Below are 20,825 nucleotides of genomic sequence, written 5' to 3' on the forward strand. Positions count from 1 at the left end.
CCAGGCCGTTAGAATTTCGCGTTCACACCAAATGTGATCACCATTGTAGCTGGGGTTACGCCTGTACCACCTGCTGCGAGGCCGGTTGTTTCAGGGTCAACGCCGTTGTATTTGCTGCGGTATTTTGCCCAGATAAACGGCTGCTGGATGCTTGAATACAAACGAAGCGACTCCATTCCCAGCTTTTTCGACATTTCCGGTGTAAATGTATAACCCACATTCACGTTTCTCAATTTCACGAACGTTCCATCGAAGTAGGTAAGCGTGCTGCCGTACACGGGGAACTCCTGGTTGCTTTTCGGACGAGGGAATTCATTAGTCGGGTTGTTTGGCGTCCAGTAATCCACTTTCATTTGCTGATAGCGGCCAGCCAGCGCATTGTTGTTCCTGTGGAACTCGCTGCGGATCAGGTTACCTACACGTGCAAAGAAGAAGAACGAGAAGTCAAAGCCTTTGAAATTGAAACGGTTGGTAATACCTGCGCTGAAATCAGGCACGTCGGAGCCAATGATCTCGCGGTCGTTCGCATTGATTTTGCCGTCGCCATCGATGTCTTTGATCTTGATCTGACCCACTTCGCTGTTAACCGCTTTCGCAGCATCCGCTTCGTTAGTCTGCCAGATACCGATTTTCCGGTAATCATAAACCGTGCTCAAAGGACGGCCGATGAACCATCCGTTACCGAGATCATCCACTTTTCCATTATAAAGAGACAGGATAGCCTCCGTGTTTTTAGTGAATGTAAAGTCTGTGGTCCATTTGAAACCGCTGTTGGTGTTGATGTTCGTTGTAGTCACGCCCAACTCGATACCACGGTTACGGGTCTCACCCACGTTGCGGGTAACAGCGTTGAAACCGATCGATCCCGGAAGCTGGTCAGACAAAAGCAAATCGGTGGTATTGGTTTGGTAAAACTCCAATGAACCTTGTACACGTCCCCGAACCAGGCTAAAATCAAGACCTACGTTGGCAGTAGCAGATGACTCCCAGCGCAAATCGGCATTTCCGATCGTCCCGGGGCGGTAACCGTACGCCGCCGTTGTGTTCCATGCATAGCTGGTACGGCCCAGGAACGCCTGTGTCTGATAAGGGGCCAAACCGGTGTTACCCACTTTACCCCATCCTGCACGTACTTTCAAAAGATCAATCCAACTGATGCCTTTGAGGAAATCCTCGTTACCGATATTCCAACCTACCGCAATACCCGGGAAGTTACCATACTTGCTGTTTTCACCGAAACGGCTCGAACCGTCACGACGCATTGTCAAAGTAACAAGGTATTTGTCATTGTAATCGTAGTTCACACGTCCCATGAACGAATTGATCGTCCATTCAACCAGCCCGCTAGTGGGAGAAAATACGGTTGTTGCTGCGCCCAGGTTATAGAAAGATTGCGTTTCAACAGGTACTCCCTGCACCGACGAGGTGAATGCTTCCGTGCGGTCACGCTGAATAGAATGCAGCAAAGTGACATTCAGGTTATGCTTGCCTCCGAAGGTTTTGGTATAATTCACAATGTTTTCCAGTGTCCAGTTGAAACCGATTGCGTTGCCGGTATTGGCTTGTGCATCCCCGCCCTTTCTGGCATTGGTCATCGAGCCGATAAAACGTCCGTAACGATAAATATTGAAGTCCGGACCGAAGTTTACGCGGTATTTCAAACCCGGCAGGATACTGAACTCCGTATAAAGGCTATTGAAAATACGGTAACGCTTCATCTGATCAACCTGTGCTCCCTTCACCAGTTCCGCAAGCGGGTTGGTCAGCAAGGCGTCGTTGGTAGGCGAGAAAATCAGCTTGCCGTTTTCATCGTACGGCACGGCGAGCGGGTTCTGATTGATTGTCATCCCGTAGGTATTCAGGTTCTCACCGTTACGGATGCTGTTCATCATGTAGGAAGAAAGACCAACTTTCAGCCATTTATTCACATTGTGGTCGATATTCGCACGCAGCGAGAAACGGGTGAAGTTTGCTTCTTTCACAACCCCCTTATCCCGGAAATAACCGCCGGAAATGTAGAATTGGGTGCGGTCGCTCCCCCCCTGGATACCCACGGAGTGGCTCTGCATCATGCCGGTGCCCACTACGAGGTCCTGCCAGTCGGTACTGGTACCATTGGCGATACCTTTGGCCACATTAGGGTCACCTCCGAGTACTGCCACTTTTGCATCGGCTTCTGCATTGATCACCCCCGTCGGGATGGCGTTGCCGGCAGCATCTTTATAACCGCCAGTCGCACGGTACGCTTCGCGCACGAACTCGGCAAATTCGGGGCCGCTAAATAGTTTTACTTTATCGAGTGCTTTGGAAACCCCTGCATAGCCATCGTAGCTAACGGTCGTTTTGCCTTTCACGCCACCACGCTTGGTGGTCACGATCACAACCCCGTTCGCACCGCGCGAACCATAGATCGCTGTGGCGGTAGCATCTTTCAAAACTTCCATCGACTGGATATCGCTGGGGTTAATATCTTCATAGCCTCCCGCCAAAGGAATACCGTCCACCACATACAAAGGATCGTTACCCGCATTGAACGAACGACGACCACGGATCAGGATTTTCGGCACTGTTCCCGGCTTTGAACCCGACTGCGTCACGTCCACCCCGGCCGCGCGTCCTTGCAGCGCCTGCCCAAGGTTGGTAATAGGCATTTCATTAATCTCTTTTGAACCAACGGACGAAATAGCACCCGTCAGCTGGCTTTTCTTTTGCGTACCATAACCCACAACCACGACTTCCGTTAATATCTTCTGATCGCTGGCTAGCACAATGTCCACCACGCTTTTATTTCCAACAGTGACTTCCTGCGTTACGAAACCGACTGCTGAAAACACGAGGACTGCATTGTCTTCCGGAATACTGATTTTGAAAGTACCATCGGCATCGGTATTGGTGCCGCTTTTACTTCCTTTGAGTACTACCGAAACACCCGGAACCGGAAGGTTGTCCTCCACGGAAGTCACCTTGCCTGAAACTGTCCTGTCGATAACTCTGATGGTCGGATTTGAAGGCCTCATCGCAAAGGCCTGCCCTGTAAAACCCGTCATCACCGCACCAGCCATTGCCCAACGCATCATACAGTGGCCAATACTTGTAAAGTTTCTTTTCATACGCATTGATTGTTTAACCATTAATAGTAGTTCACCATAAACTGTCAATTCTGACGATCACTCGATAGATTACCCTTACAAATAATTATATTTTTTCCATCAATAGTTACAAATAGACATAGAGTTACTTAACACAGATTTGTAACTAATCTGTTAAAATATTTTATCTGGAAGAGGCTTAGGGATGATAAGATATTTTTGATTTCCGGGCGTAAGCCCATTTGAACAATTTCAATAAGCCTATTTATTGTACTAATAGTACCATTCGGAAATCTTTCGGAGAATAGAGATTCGGGAAGAAAATTGAAAACGATCCTGGAAGTTTATTTATGCAATCGTTATCGGGAACGTTGCCAAAATAGGCTCGTTTCAATATTTTATTATAAAATATTCGCACAAATGAATACAAAAATGCCATATCTGCCGGGCAAGGCTCTTCAAAATATTGTACTTAAACAATATTAAGTAAGAGTATTACCAAACAGATACGGCACTTGATCTGTTGTTGAAGCGGTAACCTGACACCTATTTATAATGGTCCGGATTTTCGTCCTGCCACTCGTTCACACCGTCGCGGATACGGTTCCGGAATGTCAGCGTGTCCTGTGCGAACGAGGTGGTACCATCCTCATTTTCATACTTATAACTCAGAAACAACTTCCGCTCCTGCAACAGCTTTGCCCGGTTAAAAGTACTCGCTCCATCGGGCTTCACATTGACCGTAGAACCATCGGCTTTGCTGATTTTAATCGCATTTCCATCGAGCGTAATCTTAAACGAGCCCTCCTGGTCGCTGATCATGTTGGTCACGAGTGCATCAGGCGCCACGGTTTTCAGTTTGAAAATCTTGGCTTCCGGCGAGGGGATGGTTGTATAATACTTCACGGTCTTTATCACTTTGCCCGCGGCGTCTTTCACAGTCGTCACACCTCCATGCCAATAGTTCCCGAAAAGCATATTCTCATATTTGAGTGCCACCACAGCGGACCGCTTGGCGCGCACGATCGAATCGGCGTCGGCGGAGGTAATGTAGAACGGGATCGCATAGCCTGCGCGGATTGTAGCGGTGTCTTTCAGAAACCGGGCGGAATCGGCCTTGATTACCACCGAGCCCATATGCGTGCCTGCCTTGATCACCATTCTGGAATTATCCGAAATCGTGAAGTAATCGGCAGGAAGCGGTTTCAGCGTATCGACGCCGCTGACCGCTTCACGAATATAGCCTGCGCCGGTTTTCATCGCTTCCAGCGCGCTCGCATTAATCAGCGTCGCATCCATTTGAAAACCTACCACGCGGTCCTGCCTGTTCTCGCGCACACCTGCGAGCGCAGCGCCTACCTCTATCGTCATACCCTCCCCTACCACGAACGTCCGCGCGTTGGTCTGGTACATGAAATAGACTGAGGTATAGTCGAAATCCTTGATGTAATCGTCATAGCAGGCGCTCAGGGCCATAGTCAGCCCGAGGACAGCAGCAATTCTTTTTTTCATAGCATTTATATTTATTTCCAGGCTTCCCAGCCATCGTTTTGTACCAGGTTAGACATTCTAAGCACTTCGTCATATGGAATCGGCAGAAATGCGGATCGGTATGACCGTGCTTCCACCACTTCGTCGAGTTTGTATTCAAAAGATCCGTCCGAATTACGGGTGATTCTCGCCATTCGTACGGGTTTATTCAGTTCGGTAAGGTTGGTCGTCCAGCGGCGCAGGTCGAAAAAGCGCATGCCTTCGAAACAGGTTTCGATCCTTCTCTCATTTTTGATAAACCCGTCAAAAACCGCTTTGCCTTTGGAAGCAGCCTCGGCCAGGTACGGATCAGAGGTGAAGCCCTTCCCTCCGTCGGTATTGTCTTTCTTACGAAGGTACTCGATCGCATCCCTGGCCGACATACCATATTTGCCGCCATCGGGACCTTCTACCTGATTGGCAGCTTCCGCGAACGTGAGCAGCATGTGCTCCCAGCGGATGAAGAACTTCGAATGTGGCTGGCGGTTGATGGAATTATCCGACCAGTTCAACCCCATGAATACCATTTTCTTAATATGGTAATTGGTACGGCTGTTCACCGCCGGACCGGCGGCATCCTTGGCATTCTGCCAGTTTTCGAAAGTATACATCACCTTATCGCTATTGATTTTCACAGCCCTGGCATTGTTATGGAAAATCGTGGCGTAAAAGCGGGGATCACGGTCGGCGTAGGGGTTTGCCGGGTCGTATTTGCTGCGGGGATCGGTAATGGGGTAACCGTTCTTCATCGGGAACGCATCCACCAGGTCCTGCGTCGCTCCCACCGAACCGGTGCCCTGAAAACCACCGGGATAGAACATCCGCTCCATGGCATCATTCGCATTGTTATAGCGCGATGCCCAGATAATCCCGGGGAAGTTGGGATCAAACCAGTTTACCGCCTTTGTTGGATTGAAGCCATTGGTCACGGCGTCGGTCTTCATTTTGAAATCGATCACCTCCCTCGCATTCTGAGCGGCAAGATCCCAGCGCGTCATGTCGTTCGATGGGTTGAAGCGCGGGCTCGCCCAGGTAAGGTATACCAATGCCTTGATGGCCCGCGTAGTAATGCCATCCATCCGCCCCCAATAGCGCCCTCCGGCATAAGCCCGGTCATTCACGTCCTTGACCAGGAAATCACGGTGAGCGACGGGAAGGTATTTATAGGCCGAATCGCAATCGGCGATGATCTGCTTCACGCAGTCGTCGTATGTGTTGCGCGCGAGGTTCGTTTCTGCTTTGATATCTACCGGGTCCAGCACGATCGGGAAGCCCATTAGCTGTCCGTTGGCCATTCCGCCGAACTTTTGTAGCAAATCCCATTGAAACCAAGCCCGCAATGCAAACGCTTCGCCTTGCAAACGGTTTTTTACAAGACTATCCAGATGCGGGTCTACCAGAAAGCGGGTATTGTAACCCCGGCGGTCTTTGAGGAAAAGATTTAAAAGATAAATAGAGCGGTAATCCCTGTCCCAGTAGGTCCTGAACGGATCGAGGCTGGTAGGCATAGCACCCACTGCGAGGCGATTGAGCGGATGGGTGGTGCTGGTAATGACCACGTCATCGGTAGCGCCGTCGAGGAAAACGCCTTCGTTGTCGTTGTAATTGCGGGTCATGTTATCGTAGCACTGGCCCACAAGCCCCTGCACCATATCCTGGTATTTCCAGATGTCGTCCGTGGTTCTGTTGCCATTCGGATAAGGTTCCAGGTAATCGACACACGACGCGAGCCCCAGCATCGCGATGGTCAGGGAAAGGATATTTTTGATACAAAATGATTTCAAATGCATAGCTCTGGCTTTAAAATGTCAGTTTAACCCCTCCCGAAAATGTGCGGAACAACGGATAAGCGGAAATGCCCGAGTTCACTGATTCCGGGTCTACTTCTTTGATTTTGGAGAATGTAAGCACATTGGCCCCGCGTACATACACGCGTATGCCGCGCGCGGCGATTATATTGCCCAGCCTAACCGGCACATTATAGGCCAGCTCCACATTCTGGATCTTGAAAAACCCGCCATCGCGCAGCCAGAAATCGGAAGACACGAAATTGTTGTTAACCTTATAGTAGGTAAGCCGCGGATACTGGCCTCCTATATTTTCCTTCACGAAATCGGAGTAGTTGTTGTCACCCCAGCCATTCCAGAAATACTTATTGGTGAAGGGAATCTGATAGAATGCCCGGCCCGTACCAATAGCGGTCAGTTCCAGATTCCGGAAGGTAAGTTTGAGGTTCAATGCGTAGACCAGGCGTGGCGCCACATTGCCGATCCGGCTCTGGTCGTTGTCATCCACAACGCCATCGCCGTTCATGTCCCGGTATTTCAGGTCGCCTGCTTTGAGATCTTCGTCGTAAATCTGCGGTATGATGTCGGTTTCTGCATCACTGGCGAACTTGCCGATGTATGTCTGCCCCCAATAGCCATCAGCAGGCGTACCAATGCGCGTCTGATAACCGAAGCGAAAATTAGGTTCATCCCATTTCAGGATTTTGCTGTCCTGCACAGTTGCATTACCGCCGATCGAAAACCGGAACTCTCCCAAACGTTCGGTGTATTGCAACGCGGCCTCCATACCAAAGCTTCTGATTTTATTGTAGTTATACCAGGGCCGGGCAGTAGAGATGCCCGCCACGAGTGGCACGGTATTGGCTAGCTGCGACACGATGCCGTCGCGCAGGTTATTGAAATAGTTAATTTCAATTGAAAGCCTGCGTTTCAGGAACAAACCGTCAATCCCGATATTGAATTCTTTCCGTTTTTCCCAGGTCAGGTCGGGGTTGCCGATGCGGCCCGGCGAGGTGCGGTAAACCAGGTTGTCGGTATTGCTGCCAAACCATTGTCCGGTCGAATAAGGCCCGAATGCCGTGCCCGTCGAGTTCACGCCCCAGCGGTCGAGATAGTAGAAGGGCGGCAGGAAGCTTTCGTAGCCGAGCATACCGGCTTCCGCCCTGATTTTGAGATAATCAATACCTTTTAAACTTTTAAAAAAGCCTTCTTCCGAAACCACCCAGCTCACACCGGCCGCAGGAAACAATGCATAACGCTTGCCTTTATCGAAGCTGTAAGTGCCCGCATAGTTGAGCACGCCATGAAATACATACCGGTCTTTCAGCGAGTACACCCCATTGAACACCGCATTCTGCTGCCGTTGAGGCTCTTCAATCCCGTTCCGGGACAATTTACCCAGATAATAGGTCAGCCCGGCCTGAATGCTGTGCACATTCCAGCTTTTCTCGTAGCTGAGGTTTTCATAAACCACAAACCGCTGTGAGTAGTAGTCATGCAGCTTCGCCTGACCAGCCATATCCACACCGTCGTGAACTTTTGAGAGCCTGATCGTATCCAGGCCGGTATCGGTTTTCCCGGGCGTTACAATGTAGGCGATATAATCCTCGGCCTTTCCGATCCGCAAGCTGTTGAACAGGTTGAACCCGGCGTAGGTCGTCGACCTGAGGCCTGGTACCAGTTCTTTCAGATCGTAATCGAAAGTGAGGTTGGAAGCGCCCGTCCGGCCGGTTTCCGTGTAATAGCCATTGTGCATAAGGTTACCGATCGGGTTCGTCTTATAATTGGAACTCACCCCGTACCACGGTGCCACCGGGTTGTCGGCAAATGCTGCATATACCGGAAATGCGATTGGTGGGGTGTTGGTTATGTCGTTCATAACCGAGTTGAACTCCACCAGGTCGAGCGCGGTGTTGGTATTGCCGTCCTCGCTGCTAAAGTTGGCATTATAACCGTAGTTGGCCGATCGCCGAAGCGTAAGCCCCCCGAAAAAGTCGAATTTGACCTTGATAAGGGGATTGATTTTAATGTCGATGTTCGATCGCACATTGATACGGTTGTAATCCGATTTAGCCCCTATCTTGTAAATATCCCCTTCGCCATTGTAGCCCAGGTAAGCATTGTACTGCACCGTCTCATTCCCTCCGGTCGACGACAGGTTTACCCGCGTAAATGGCTTCGAATCTTTCAACATCATCCGCCGGAAATCGACGCTGGGCCGATAGAGATCGTACGGGTCATTCTTTGCATATGCGGCAATGTCATTCTCATTGTACAGCGGCGAGAGCAAACTGTTGGTCCGTGCCACATTATTCAGCTCCGCATATTCCGCCCCCGACGCCCAGCCGGGGAACCTGTCGACCAGGCTTACACCCTGTTCGGCATTCACGCTCAGGATGCGTTCGTTGACCTTTCCTCTTTTGGTTTTAATGTAAATAATGCCGTCCGCTCCTCTCGGTCCGAGCATAGCCTTACCCACTATGTCCTTGATAATCGTCACCGACTCGATTTCCTGGGGATCGATGGGCATTTCGGTAATGTCGGTCGGGATGTCGTCGATAATGAAAATCGGGCTGCGGCCCCGTGTAGCGAGGCCGATTTTCTCCGTGATCCTGAAATTGCCCAGCTCCTCTTCGGCCGTCAGTCCGGGAGAGCCGTCGCGTTCCACCACTTCCAGGCCGTTGACAAGCCCCGAAAATGCGTTACGGAGATCGTTGGTGGGGTATTTTTCAAGATCCGCGGTTTTTAAAGTCACATAACTCCCTGTGGCCAGCCGCTTCGGGATATTCGCAAATGGCATAGGTATCGCGTCATCGGCTGTGCCGAACAACTTGGCTTTTTTCAGTTCCACCACGCTGTTGGTCACAATATCGCCTACAAGCGACACCGACTTGCTGTAACCGTATGAGGAAACCGTCACAAAATCCTCTGGCAGTGCTTCGAAATCGAAATCGCCGCTTTCATTGGTCTCAGCGTGGATCTGCCCCTCTCCTACCACCACCAATGCGTTCGGAATCGGGTTGCCGCTTTCGTCAGTCACTTTAAGGCTTACATTCACCGGCTTAGGCTTTTTGGCCGGCTTGTCCTGGGCGAGTACACTGCCGCCCCACAGCAGGCAGAGTATCATCATTCCGATAGCCGCCTGCGCTGTATAATGGATTACTTTTTTCATCATTGGATTGAGCGTTAGGGGTTACCAGACTTCGTTAGGGACGAAATTTTTCATTTTGTACATATCTTCCGTGTTGAATGGCAGGTAGTACATCGCTTCTTTCCAGCGCGTCTGGCGATCTGCCGAGAGCGGCATGCGGGTGTACTTAAAGCCCGTCGGGTAAGCAGTGCTCACGGGCACTTTCTCCACATCCATGCGGTAAAGCGTCCCGCCCATTACTTTCGGAGCGTCTTTCCAACGGCGGATATCGTGGTAATAATGCCCTCCTTCGAAGCAAAGCTCGATGGTGCGTTCATTCTTGATGCGCTCGCGGAGCTTGTCTTTCGAACCCGTGTATGCCTGCAACACATCGGGCATACCCGCACGCGTGCGGATGCGATTGAGCGCCTGCAAAGCGGTGAGGGACGAGCCCGGGGCCGCGCCATTCGGGCCGTAGGCTTCGTTGGCCGCCTCAGCGTAGTTCAGGTACAATTCCCCGAGGCGGATCAGCGGGTCGGTATATTGCGGTGTGGTTTTGTTGTTCACGCTCTGCTCACCCCAGGTCTTGCGCTCGTAATAGCCCGTGCGCGTAATGCCTGCGTAAGACTGGTCGAGAAGCTGACCGTACACCGCAGCTCCGTCTTTGGTTTCGTAGTAGATTTTGGCGTTACCGTAGCCAGGTACCGGTGCGGTATTGTAGATAATGTCAATATAAAAACGCGGGTCGCGGTCTTTGTAGGGATCCTGCTCACTGTAATGCCCTGCGGCAGTGGCGGCCTGACGATCGGCCGGAGTATTCAACGGCTCGCCCCATTTGGTTTCAAATTTATCGACGGTATTCTGAGTAGGACATTCTCCCGACCAGCCTGTTTTCCCGCCTCCGAAGACACCATTCATCTGGCCGTTCAAAGTACCGTCGTTGTAGGTTTTCGTGCCGGCATACCATGCCCAGAGTTGTTCGTTGGAATAGGTGGTACCGATGTAATTCTTCTTGTAGTCGGCAAGCGAAAGCAGGTCGTAGCCATATTTCTCGGCGATCTGAATGGCTTCCCAGTTAGCTTTGGCCGCCGCCTCCCAATCGGCATTGCCCTGCTCGTTGTTCAGCGGGCTAGCCGCATAAAGCAATGCACGCGCTTTGAATGCCTTCGCCGCTACGCCCGTCGGGCGTTTTTGTTCAGGATTGTTCAGGTGCCCTGCTACCCCTGGGCCCGGGTCGCGGCGCATAAGGTCGGCCTGCTCGAAATAGGCGGCGGCCGAGTCCATATCCATTGCGATACGGACGAGCGTCTCTCTTTTTGAAAGTCTTGGAATATCCCATTCATCGTCCTGCCCGATCACTTTGGTAATGTAAGGCATTGGCCCCCATAACCGGAACAGCTCAAAATGCGCGAACGCACGGATAAAGTGCGCCTGGCCTTTGAAATCATTGATATCCACCGGGCTGGCATCTTTGAGCATCCCGATGTTTTTCAAGGTCATATTGCATTTGCGGATAATGGAAAACATCGACCCCAGGATAGGCCGACGCGACGGGTCATAGGTCATTTTGTTGATAATGGCCGAAATCTGGCCGCTTTTGATTACCTGTGCATCCATTACGCGTCCCATGTCGCTCATGTCGGTGAGCGCTTCCATGGTATATTTCTGGTCCCAGAAATCGAAATAGAGTGAATAGCCTGTTTTGATGTTATAGGCACGCCAGGTGGTTCCATCGAGTTTGTTGCCCTCATAAATGCCGTCGAAGAACTTTTTGAAGTTTTCGTATTTGGAAAAAACATCCGCCTCCGTCAGCCCCGACTCCGGCGCTTTGTCCAGATAATCTTCTACGCACGAAGCCAAAAGCAAAATGAACAGCGCCGGTACACACAGTATCGTAATTAATCTTTTCATCGTCTGTTGGTTTGGGTTAGAATGCCGCCCTGATGGCGAATTTTACACTGGTCATTTGGGGATAGAAACCCTGGTTGAAATCCTTCCTTTCGGGGTCGCCCTCAATGAGTTTTGTGAAGGTCCACAGGTTATTGCCGGTCACGAAAAACACCAGGTTGGAAGTGCCAATTACCCGCCGCAGGAATTTGGAGTTGAATGTGTAAGAAGCGTACACCTCCCGCAGACGCAGGTAATTGGAGTTGCGCCAGAACCGGTTTTCAATCATGATATCAAACCCTCTGTCGGCCTCGCCGCCGCCCCAGAAGAGGTTATCGGTACTGCCGCCGCCGGAGTAGTGCAAGGTGGCGTGGTTCGCTCCCGGATTGGTAGGCGTCCAGTAGTCAAGCTGCGAGGCGTGCACGCGCCAGTCACCTTTGATAAACTCGACTTCATAGGGCTGGTTGAACTCTACATATTTGCCCACGTTTCCCTGGAACATGAAGTTGAAATCGAATTTTTTCCAGGAAAACCCTGCCGAAAATGAATAGGTAATGGGCGGATAATCGGAGCCTGGGATCGGGTATTTGTCGAGGTTCGTCACCTTGCCATCCCCATTGTAGTCGAGGAATTTGTAGTCACCTACATTTAGTTTTTGCAGGTCGATGGCGGCCACATTGTTGTGAATATCATCCACCGAAGTGTAATAGCCGCTGCCGGTCAGTTCCACGCCACTGAGCTGCGCACCCAGCGGTTTGCCGGCAGCTTTCTGGTAATCGAAAGCGTAAGGAAGGTCATCTTTGAAAAGAATGCGGTTTTCGTTGAACCCGAACAGCCCTTTTACGAAATAACTAAGGCCCGAGGCCGTGTTGTTCCGATATTCCGCTTCGAGCTCGATGCCGTGCTTTTTTAGCCGCCCAAGATTGAGCTCCTTAAATGAATTACCTACAAGCATGGTCACACTTCGCGGATCGAGGAGCATCTTCTTGCGGCGTTCGTCGAACAAGTCGACACCGAATGTAAAAGTGTCGTTCCAAAAACCTATCTCGATACCGAAGTCCCGTTTCCGGGCTTCCTCCCATTGTGAGACAAGGTTCGGGCCAAGGTCTTCGTGGATATATCCGGCATTATCTTTGAAATAATCACTCAGATACAGCCACCGGTTACCCGCGATGTCACTGCCGACTTTACCATCCGAATACCGCAGTTTCAGCTTGCTGATCCACGGGAGGCGGTCTTTGAAGAATTTCTCCTCGGAGACGACCCAGCCAATCGCCCCCGACGGGAAAAAGCCGTACCGCATACCCGGCGCGAAACGCTCAGAGCCTGTGTAGCCCACGTTGAGTTCGAGCAGATATTTGTTGGCATAATCATAGGTAGCGCGGCTTACAAGCCCCTGGTTGTAATAAGGAAATTCGGTGGTTTTATCCTTCTGCTGGCGGTTCACCAGTACCAGCCCGCTCACGTTGTGCTTGCCGAACGCCCGGTTGTAACTGGCCGAGAGTTCATAGTAAAAATCTTTGTAATAATCATTTTCCAACTCCCCCACATTGATATCCAGCGGCGGTTGCTGGAAAATCTCGTTGCCTTGCCCCGCCCTGAACCACGGGTTCTCTTCGGTCCCGATCTTATCGTAATTGAGCTGGTACTCAGGGAATGAGTAGCTGGCAGTCAGCGACCGATTGCGATAGTAGGTGCTCATCGACACCTTGCCCTTCACTGAGAGCCCCTTGGTGATCGCATCGAGTTTCTGATCCAGTATGAGATCGGTGAACAATTTTGAGTCCAGGTATCTGTTGAACGACCCCTGGTTCATGGAGGTGTAAGGATTACCGGTAAACTCCCCGAAGTTCATCGCAAGGCGGTCGCCACGGTCATTGGGATAATCCGGATCGGGGACCTGTTCGAGCACCCACGCGGGGAAATAGGCAGGGTAACGCGACGGCCCGGTCGAATACAGGTTCCGCCAGGGCGAATTGCTGGGCTGATTTTTAATGCCGGTTTCTCCCCCCACATTCAGCGACAAGGTGGTGCTGCGGGTCAGGTTAAAGTCAATATTGGTCCGGTAATTGAACCGGTTATACCAATACCGGGTATCGTCGTAGCCCTTGTGATAGGCTTTGAAAAAATCACCCTGGTAGGCGTACCCCAGGGAGGCGAAATACTTGATGAAGTTAGTCCCGCCAGACACATTAAAGTTTGCATTCGCATTGGTTGCGAATGGTTTGGTCATCAGATCGAACCAGTTCACGTCCGGATAACGCAGGCCGTTGAGCGGTGTGGAGGGATTCCTGTATTCATTCAATGCGTATTGCGGAATAAGGTCGGTGAACTGCTGGCCGTTCATCAGCGCCTGATTGTACATCGACATCGTCTGGTAGGAACTGATGTGGTCAGGAATACGGGTAGCCTTTGCCAGACCATAAGATGCCGTAAAGTCCAGTTTAGGCTTGCCGATCGTCCCGCGTTTAGTCGTCACGATAATGACCCCGTTGGCCCCTTTCGCGCCAAAAACGGCTGTGGCCGATGCGTCCTTCAACACCGAAATGGTGGCGATCTCGTTCGGATCCATGTCGCGGAAATCGCGCTCCACGCCGTCCACCATCACCAGCGGCTGCGAGCCGTTCCAGCTCGAAAGTCCGCGGATCACGATCTCTGAATGGTCGCTGCCCGGCTCACCGCTCTGCTGCATCGTGAGCACCCCCGAAAGCTTGCCCGCAAGTGCATTCGTGACGTTGGATGTACCCGAGCGCATCAGCGCTTTGTTGTCGACCTGCGAAATAGCTCCCACTACGCTCTCCTTGCGCTGCGTGCCGTAACCTACTACGACCACCTCTTCCAGCGCCTTGTTTTCCGGTACAAGCTTCACATCCAGCGACCTGCGGCCGGCCACTTGTATTTCCTGAGAAACATATCCTATATAACTGAATACCAGTATCGAAGCATTGTTGGTAACGGTAATTTTGTATTTACCTTCGGTATCCGTAGAAAGCCCGTTGAGCGTCCCTTTCTCGACGACGTTCACGCCCGGCAGGCCTATCCCGTTTTCGTCCCGGATTACTCCGGCCACCGTCACCGTCAGCGAGGCAATCGCATTGTCCATCACCTGGCGCAGCCGCTGTGCATGATAGGCCTCAACAGAACCTGCGAATGCCTCGGGCCTGCCCGTAGCCGATGCCTTGAACACCGAGGCGCCGTTGAGCACTTCGGTAACGGCTTGCTTTTTGGCATTGGAAACATAAATGGTTTCGTTGACCCTGCTGAAACTGAGGCTCGTTTCCTGCGAAATATGTCGCAATAGCTTCCCCACGCTCGCCTGCGGAAAGCTGAGGTCAACCGTTTTGTTCCGTACGAGTTTGTGATCGTACTGAAAGTTGAAATTGGTTTTGTCGTTGATCACCACAAAGGCATCTTCCAGCGGCACGTTGTGCAGGTCGATGGAAATGTAGATTTTCTCAATGCTCTGCTCCTGGGCCTTACCGTCGGAAGCCGACAATAAACCCGCAAAAATGCATTGCAAAACCGTCCCGATAACCGCATACCTAGACATCGCTACAATTTGTCGTAGTAGTTTATATTGCATATTTTTGATCGTTTTGAATTTCACGTTCATTACACGTGACTTTCCCCGTTACCTGATTGAGCGCCAACTCTTAGCACGGAAAAGTCACACGGACCGGTAATCAGCGATGGTTACCGGTTCTTTTTTCAGGAGGTATCGGACCGCATACGGTAGTTTCGGTTATTGGAGTTTGACAATGCTGTTGCTGATCTTATAGGAGAACCGTCCGGGGTAACTCATTACCCCGAGGATATAATCGAGCGGCTTATCCTGGAACTTCCCGCTGAACCGCCAGTCGGCGTCCATGCGCACGTCGGACGCCACCTCGAATTTCACACCGTACCAGCGTTCCAGTTTGAGAATGGTCGAATGAAAGTCCGATTTCTGGAAGTATAGCATACCATCTTTCCAGCCTATCTGCTCCTTTTCGTCGTAGGTGCTTACGATGAGTTCGCCAGCTTCTTTCTGGAAAGTCGCCATTTCACTTTTGCTCAGGAAAACACATGCATTCTGGTCTTCCGAGCCTATTTGGGCATTTACTTTCACCTTACCACTCACCACTGCCACTTGCACGGCTTTATTTTCGGGATAGGCGCTGATATTGAATGAAGTACCCAGTACTTTGGTTACCACGCCGCCGGTCGTGATCACAAAGGGCTGCTTTTCGTTCCGCCTGACATCGAAGAATGCTTCACCTGAGAGGCTTACTTTACGGACATCCTCTTCAAATTCCTGAGGATAGGAAATCGATGAGCCCGCATTGAGCGTCACATGGGTACCATCGGGCAGCACGAGCTTACGCTGCTGGCCGTTTGCCGCCTTGTGCTCCACGGGTATATAAGCCGAGGCCGGGCCATGATGACCGGCGAGGTAGCGGTTTACAAAGAAAAATGCTCCTACGACTACACAAGCGGCTGCAAGGAGTCTCCAAATCCAGGTGAGATTGATGCCACGGGATGGTGTTTCGTTTTCTTTCGCAGCCTCGGAAGCGGCCATGGAAGATTCGAGCCGTTTCCATTGTTGCCCGATGTCATGATCCGATATGGATCTCCCCTGAAAATGCAGGGCGAGGACAATTTTCCGGGCTTTTTCGATTTCTGCATGGCGGGACGGGTTGGCAACAAGCCATTTCTCCCACAGATGGTCTTTTTCGGGGGCGGTGCCGTTGAGCCACGCACGAAAATCGTCGTCGAGGACGAAATCCTTGTAGCCGAACCGGTCATATTTGTGCGCTTCCAATAGGATAATATTTATTCTTTACTTTGACAAAGCCAGAATAAACAGGAAGTGACCCTCGACCGGTTAAATTTTTTGTAAAAATTTTTATACAAACTCCTTAATAACTTCTACACCATCCACCATGACGCTTCCGGCGCCCAGTAATGCCATGTAAACGCCCAGCACAAAAGGTACGTCACGTCCCTGCGGCGCGAGTTCTTCATTCAATGCATCCAGTGCTTTGTAAATAAGTTTGTAAACAGCGCGGGTAGAAATATTCATGATCAGTGCGATCTCAGCGAACGACTGTTCATTGTAAAACCGCAGGTATAATGCCTCCTTCTGCCTCGCAGGAAGGTTTTGAATCGCATTCTGCAATGAAAGCACATTTTCTTTGAGCGTCTGGTCGTGGATCATCTGCATTTCCACCGATAGTTCGACGTGAAAAAGCGAATCCTCATCATCGAGCGTGACTGTCATCGAACTCGCCTTTGCCCGCTTAAGGATCAGCCGGCGAAGGGATGCCAACAGGTAATTCCGGATAGAATCCGAATTACCTAGAAACGCTTTTCGCTCCCATATATTCATGAAAAGGATCTGAATGCAGTCTTTCACCTCTTCGTCGTCTTTATTGAAACGAAGCCCGTAATTGAGCAACGATGGATAATAAAGCCTGAAAATCTGTTCGAAGGCCTCCCCGCTCCCGGCCCTCAGCATATTCCAGAGGGGTGAGACCGACTGCCCGGACGACTGAGGTGTGACAGCTTCGGATACAATGGCGTCAGCCGGATCCAATTTCCGGTTGTTAGTCAGGTTTATAGCTTCCATGCTCGCTGAGATTGGCCAATTTTTTCGGTTTAGGCAACCATTGGCAATATGTAACTGCACAATGATTTTTAGGTGACGCAGAATTCTCCCATCACCCTTAAAAAAGTCAATATTTTTCAGGAAATAATAAAATCAGAAGCAGAAAGGCGGATGGGCCTAGTGGTTTCCTAATATAAAGTAAAAGATAAAAAGGAGAAATGTGACCGACATCAGGATCAGCACGATGTTACCGGTCGAGAGGCCGCTGACGGGACCATCTTGCGCATTCTTTCTCGAATCACGATCCCCCATAATGTCGAGCGAGTTCATGATCCGGCCCCAGATGGAATTCACATCCTGGCTGGAAAGGCCGTCGGGCTTCCAGTCGGAGGCAATGAGTACCAGCTCACGGGCTTTGGCAACGGTATCCTTCTGCGCGGGGTATTTGAGTATCCAGTTTTCCCAAAACGAGCGGATTGGCGGATCATCAGGAAACCGTACCCATCTTATGAAGAGGTTTTCCATTGCCAACTCCTCAGCCGATAACTCTGAAAACGGTTTCATCGATATTAGTAGATTGAATTTTAGAGCTTATCAAACCTAAATCCGGATTTAAACCATCCCCGGTATTATTTGTTTGTTAAGCTTTATGTCTAAAAAAGGAGGCCTTTCGGGGTTTATACTCACTTTTGGAGGAGTTAGAAAATTATTCCCAAAAAAGCCATCCTGTACTGTGGGGTATAGCGATTTATGGGATTTTCTGAACTATTTGCTCCATACGGGCATATGTTCGTGCCATGGCGTTTGTCTTGTCTGAAACTGACCAACACGAGGCTATGAAAAGACTATGCTCTGTTATCCTTTGGGCGTGTTGTCTGCCGGGATGGCTAACGGCACAGAACAAAATACTTTGGGACGGTGAAGTGGCCGATCCTGCCTCCTGCTACAAGGCATACGGCAGCGTCGTGCCCGGCCCCGATGCCTACGCAGGGAATTACTGCTTCCGCGCAGAACCCGATAATTTCCATGCGTCGCGCATCGGATTCAATTGCAGCGGCATGTGGCGTGCCGACATATCCGATTTCGATGAGCTGCGTTTTTTCATCAAATCCAATCAGGCGGGACAAACTACCGCCGTCCGGCTCACTACCTATTTCGCCCAAAGCAACTGGGTCGATATCGACCCGTTTATCGTCGGTGGCGGTCCGCTTTCGACGAGCTATCAGGAAGTGCGGATACCGCTCAACCTGCTAAAAACTCCCGCTTATGATCTCAGCTCAGTAGAATACCTGGAATTCAGCAAATCGCCGGTCCCCCAACTGATGTTTTTTATCGACAATGTTTCAGTAGCGGACCTGACAAATCCTGGGATCCTTTGCCAACCGCTGTCGGATCGGGTACTCATGCTGAAAATCAATGAGAAAATCGATACCAACGGCTGCCGCAAACCAATGTATTATACACTTGCCAGCGAAACCGACGGCGCCTACCAAGGGGGTGTTAATCCGGCCCGCGTGGGCCTGCATTACTATGTGAGTGGTTTGAAACCGTTGTCCGGCAGCCCGCTGGTGTCCGTAACGCTTTTCTTATTGTTTGACCAGCCGCTTGCCGAAGGCCAATCTTACAGCCTTCATGCAGAAGACATTCAGGATCTCTCGGGAAACAACACGTTTCTGGATACGAGCTTTGTTTTTTCCGACAGCGAGATTTACGGAAATGTGAAAGCCAATCAGATCGGCTATCTCCCCGACAGCCCCAAGCTGGGCAAGCTCGGTAATTTCCTGGGAGATCTGTGGGCTATGCCCTTGGACACCATCGATCCGCCGACGTTTCAGGTGGTCAGCACGTCAGGACAGGTAGCTTGGGGGCAAAAAGGCAAATTTTTCAAAGCCGACACCACTTTCAGCGGTGAATGGGTGGTAGACCTGGATTTTTCGGCATTTACCACACCGGGAGAATATTACCTCTACGTACCGGGTTACGGGCGGTCCGAGACCTTTCAAATTTCTGATCAGGTTTACGAGAACGTCTGTTACGATTCCGGAAGAGCCCTTTACTACCAGCGTACGGGCCGGCTCGAACAACCCTATGCAGGCGACTGGGCCCGCGAGGCGCTTCCGGCTACCACGGCGGAGATTCACGCGTCCCATCTTACATCTCCGCTATACAGCTCTACCGACTTTCCTCCTGGCACCCAACTGCCGATGACCCGGGGATGGTTCGATGCCGGCGATTACGGGCGTTATATCCCGACCGCGGCCAGCGCCCTGTTTATTTTGTTTACGGCCTATGAGCTTTACCCGCAAAAATTTCCGGATGGCCACCTGCAGATTCCGGAAAGTGGAAACAATGTCCCCGACGTACTCGACGAGCTTAAATACGAAACCGACTGGCTCAAACAAATGCAGGCACCCGACGGCGGTGTCTATTTCAGGGTCACCCCTGCGACCTGGTCCAGCGGCCTGCCCGGCGACGAAAAAAACACGCTCTTTATTTCCGAAAAAACAACCCAGTCCACAGCGATGTTCGCAGCCGCTATGGCGATGGCCTACCGGAATTTTAAAGACTTTTACCCCGCCTATGCGGATACCTGCCTCGGTATGGCGAAAAAAGCATGGTCGTTCCTGAAAGATCACGAGGATCCGTCCGCACCGGTGAATGTACCCGGTATCTCGGCGGGCCCCTACCCCGATCCCGACGATCGGGACAACCGGGCCTGGGCAGCTGCGGAACTATACAAGACTACCGGCGAAATGGCTTACCATCAGGATTTCCTCAACTGGTACAGCAAGATCCCGCACGAGTTTTCGGCAACCATGAGCTGGCAACAGCATACGATGAAGGCTATTTGGGCATATTCTACTACCAAATACCCTGTGTCGCAAATACACATCGACGAATTCAAAAACAAACTGGACACGGAACTTCTCGTCGAGTACCAAAAGCGGACAATGCAAATACACGCATATCATGGGGCATATCACCCGTTCAAGGAATTTATCGGCTACGGTACTTTCGGTATGGCGCAGAGCTACGCATTTGACTGCATTATATTCAGTCACCTGCTTGGCAAGCCCGAACTGCTGGATCTCGCGAAAATCCAGCTCGATATCCCGCTGGGTAACAATCCGCTATCCACGACATTTATAACCGGATCGGGCAAACGAAGCCCGAAGTACCCACTCCACTGGTCGACTGTGCCAGGGAAATTCCCCAAACCAGTTCCCGGTGTGCCTGTCTTCGGGCCGGCTGCATCGCTCGTCATGAACAGGCCTTCCAGTTTTGCGATCCAGGACCCGGCTAACCGCTATCCGGCCGGCTTCAAGAAAGCGGACCCGTATCCCGTTCTCCGCCGGTATACCGATGCGCGGGAAGCCGTAGAAATGTCAGAATTTACAGTCCAGGAAATGGCGGTCACCATGGCTGCATTCGCCTTTTTCACCAGCCCTGCCACTCCCGCTCCACCGCTACGGCAAAACAACCCGGCTTCTGCACGCCGAAAGGACGTCAGTTTGCATGTGGCACATCCTGCGCGCGAACTGTACGAGATCACGCTTTTTACCGGAGAAAAGGAACGCGGCGCTCCGTACCATGTCGGGGTATTCGACCTGCGTGGTCATATGGTGCGTCGCTTCGGCATACGTCCCGGTATTGCTCTGCAACTGGATGTTTCGTCTTTTACCAAAGGAGTCTATATCTTAAAGATCCGGAACCGGCTGGGAGAGCCCGTTGCGGACCGCAAGATTCTCGTGTATTAGCGGCCGGTTTGAAAAAAGCAACTGGCATTGAGGGAGTTTTCAAATTTGAATACATTT

The 20,825-nt window shown here is 51.2% G+C and carries 10 protein-coding genes; 1 reads left to right on the forward strand and 9 read right to left on the reverse strand.

What is annotated here, in order from left to right; translation table 11 throughout:
• Window positions 1-8 precede the first annotated feature (8 nt).
• The 9 genes from AC2YIT_RS15730 to AC2YIT_RS15770 form a co-directional block, all read right to left on the reverse strand.
• Complete coding sequence (locus AC2YIT_RS15730; protein ID WP_430846398.1) at window positions 9-3,062, reverse strand: SusC/RagA family TonB-linked outer membrane protein; 3,054 nt, start codon at window positions 3,060-3,062, stop codon at window positions 9-11.
• A gap of 573 nt (window positions 3,063-3,635) precedes the next feature.
• The gene (locus tag AC2YIT_RS15735) at window positions 3,636-4,601 is read right to left on the reverse strand and encodes a DUF1735 domain-containing protein (RefSeq protein WP_487279769.1); all 966 of its coding nucleotides are present in this window, start codon (window positions 4,599-4,601) and stop codon (window positions 3,636-3,638) included.
• A gap of 11 nt (window positions 4,602-4,612) precedes the next feature.
• Window positions 4,613-6,409, reverse strand: coding sequence for a RagB/SusD family nutrient uptake outer membrane protein (locus AC2YIT_RS15740; protein ID WP_487279770.1), 1,797 nt, complete (start codon window positions 6,407-6,409; stop codon window positions 4,613-4,615).
• A 10-nt stretch (window positions 6,410-6,419) separates the two neighbouring features.
• On the reverse strand, window positions 6,420-9,581 hold the full coding sequence (locus tag AC2YIT_RS15745) for a SusC/RagA family TonB-linked outer membrane protein (protein WP_487279771.1): 3,162 nt from the start codon (window positions 9,579-9,581) through the stop codon (window positions 6,420-6,422).
• Window positions 9,582-9,599: 18 nt separating this feature from the next.
• On the reverse strand, window positions 9,600-11,447 hold the full coding sequence (locus AC2YIT_RS15750; protein ID WP_487279772.1) for a RagB/SusD family nutrient uptake outer membrane protein: 1,848 nt from the start codon (window positions 11,445-11,447) through the stop codon (window positions 9,600-9,602).
• Between the two features lie 16 nt (window positions 11,448-11,463).
• Entirely contained in the window at window positions 11,464-15,006 is a 3,543-nt protein-coding gene (locus AC2YIT_RS15755; protein WP_487279773.1) for a SusC/RagA family TonB-linked outer membrane protein, read from the reverse strand.
• Window positions 15,007-15,165: 159 nt separating this feature from the next.
• The gene (locus AC2YIT_RS15760) at window positions 15,166-16,224 is read right to left on the reverse strand and encodes a FecR family protein (RefSeq protein WP_487279774.1); all 1,059 of its coding nucleotides are present in this window, start codon (window positions 16,222-16,224) and stop codon (window positions 15,166-15,168) included.
• 84 nt (window positions 16,225-16,308) lie between these two features.
• The gene (locus AC2YIT_RS15765) at window positions 16,309-17,031 is read right to left on the reverse strand and encodes an RNA polymerase sigma factor (protein WP_487279775.1); all 723 of its coding nucleotides are present in this window, start codon (window positions 17,029-17,031) and stop codon (window positions 16,309-16,311) included.
• A gap of 156 nt (window positions 17,032-17,187) precedes the next feature.
• Window positions 17,188-17,574 carry a hypothetical protein gene (locus tag AC2YIT_RS15770; protein WP_430845443.1) on the reverse strand — a complete coding sequence of 129 codons (387 nt, stop codon included), beginning with the start codon at window positions 17,572-17,574 and terminating at the stop codon, window positions 17,188-17,190.
• Window positions 17,575-17,846: 272 nt separating this feature from the next.
• Here AC2YIT_RS15770 and AC2YIT_RS15775 point away from each other — a divergent pair, with 272 nt between their 5' ends.
• Window positions 17,847-20,768: a glycoside hydrolase family 9 protein gene (locus AC2YIT_RS15775; protein ID WP_487279776.1), complete on the forward strand. Its 2,922-nt coding sequence runs from the start codon at window positions 17,847-17,849 to the stop codon at window positions 20,766-20,768.
• Window positions 20,769-20,825 lie beyond the last annotated feature (57 nt).

The sequence above is a fragment of the Dyadobacter sp. SRI_021 genome (genome assembly GCF_057586235.1).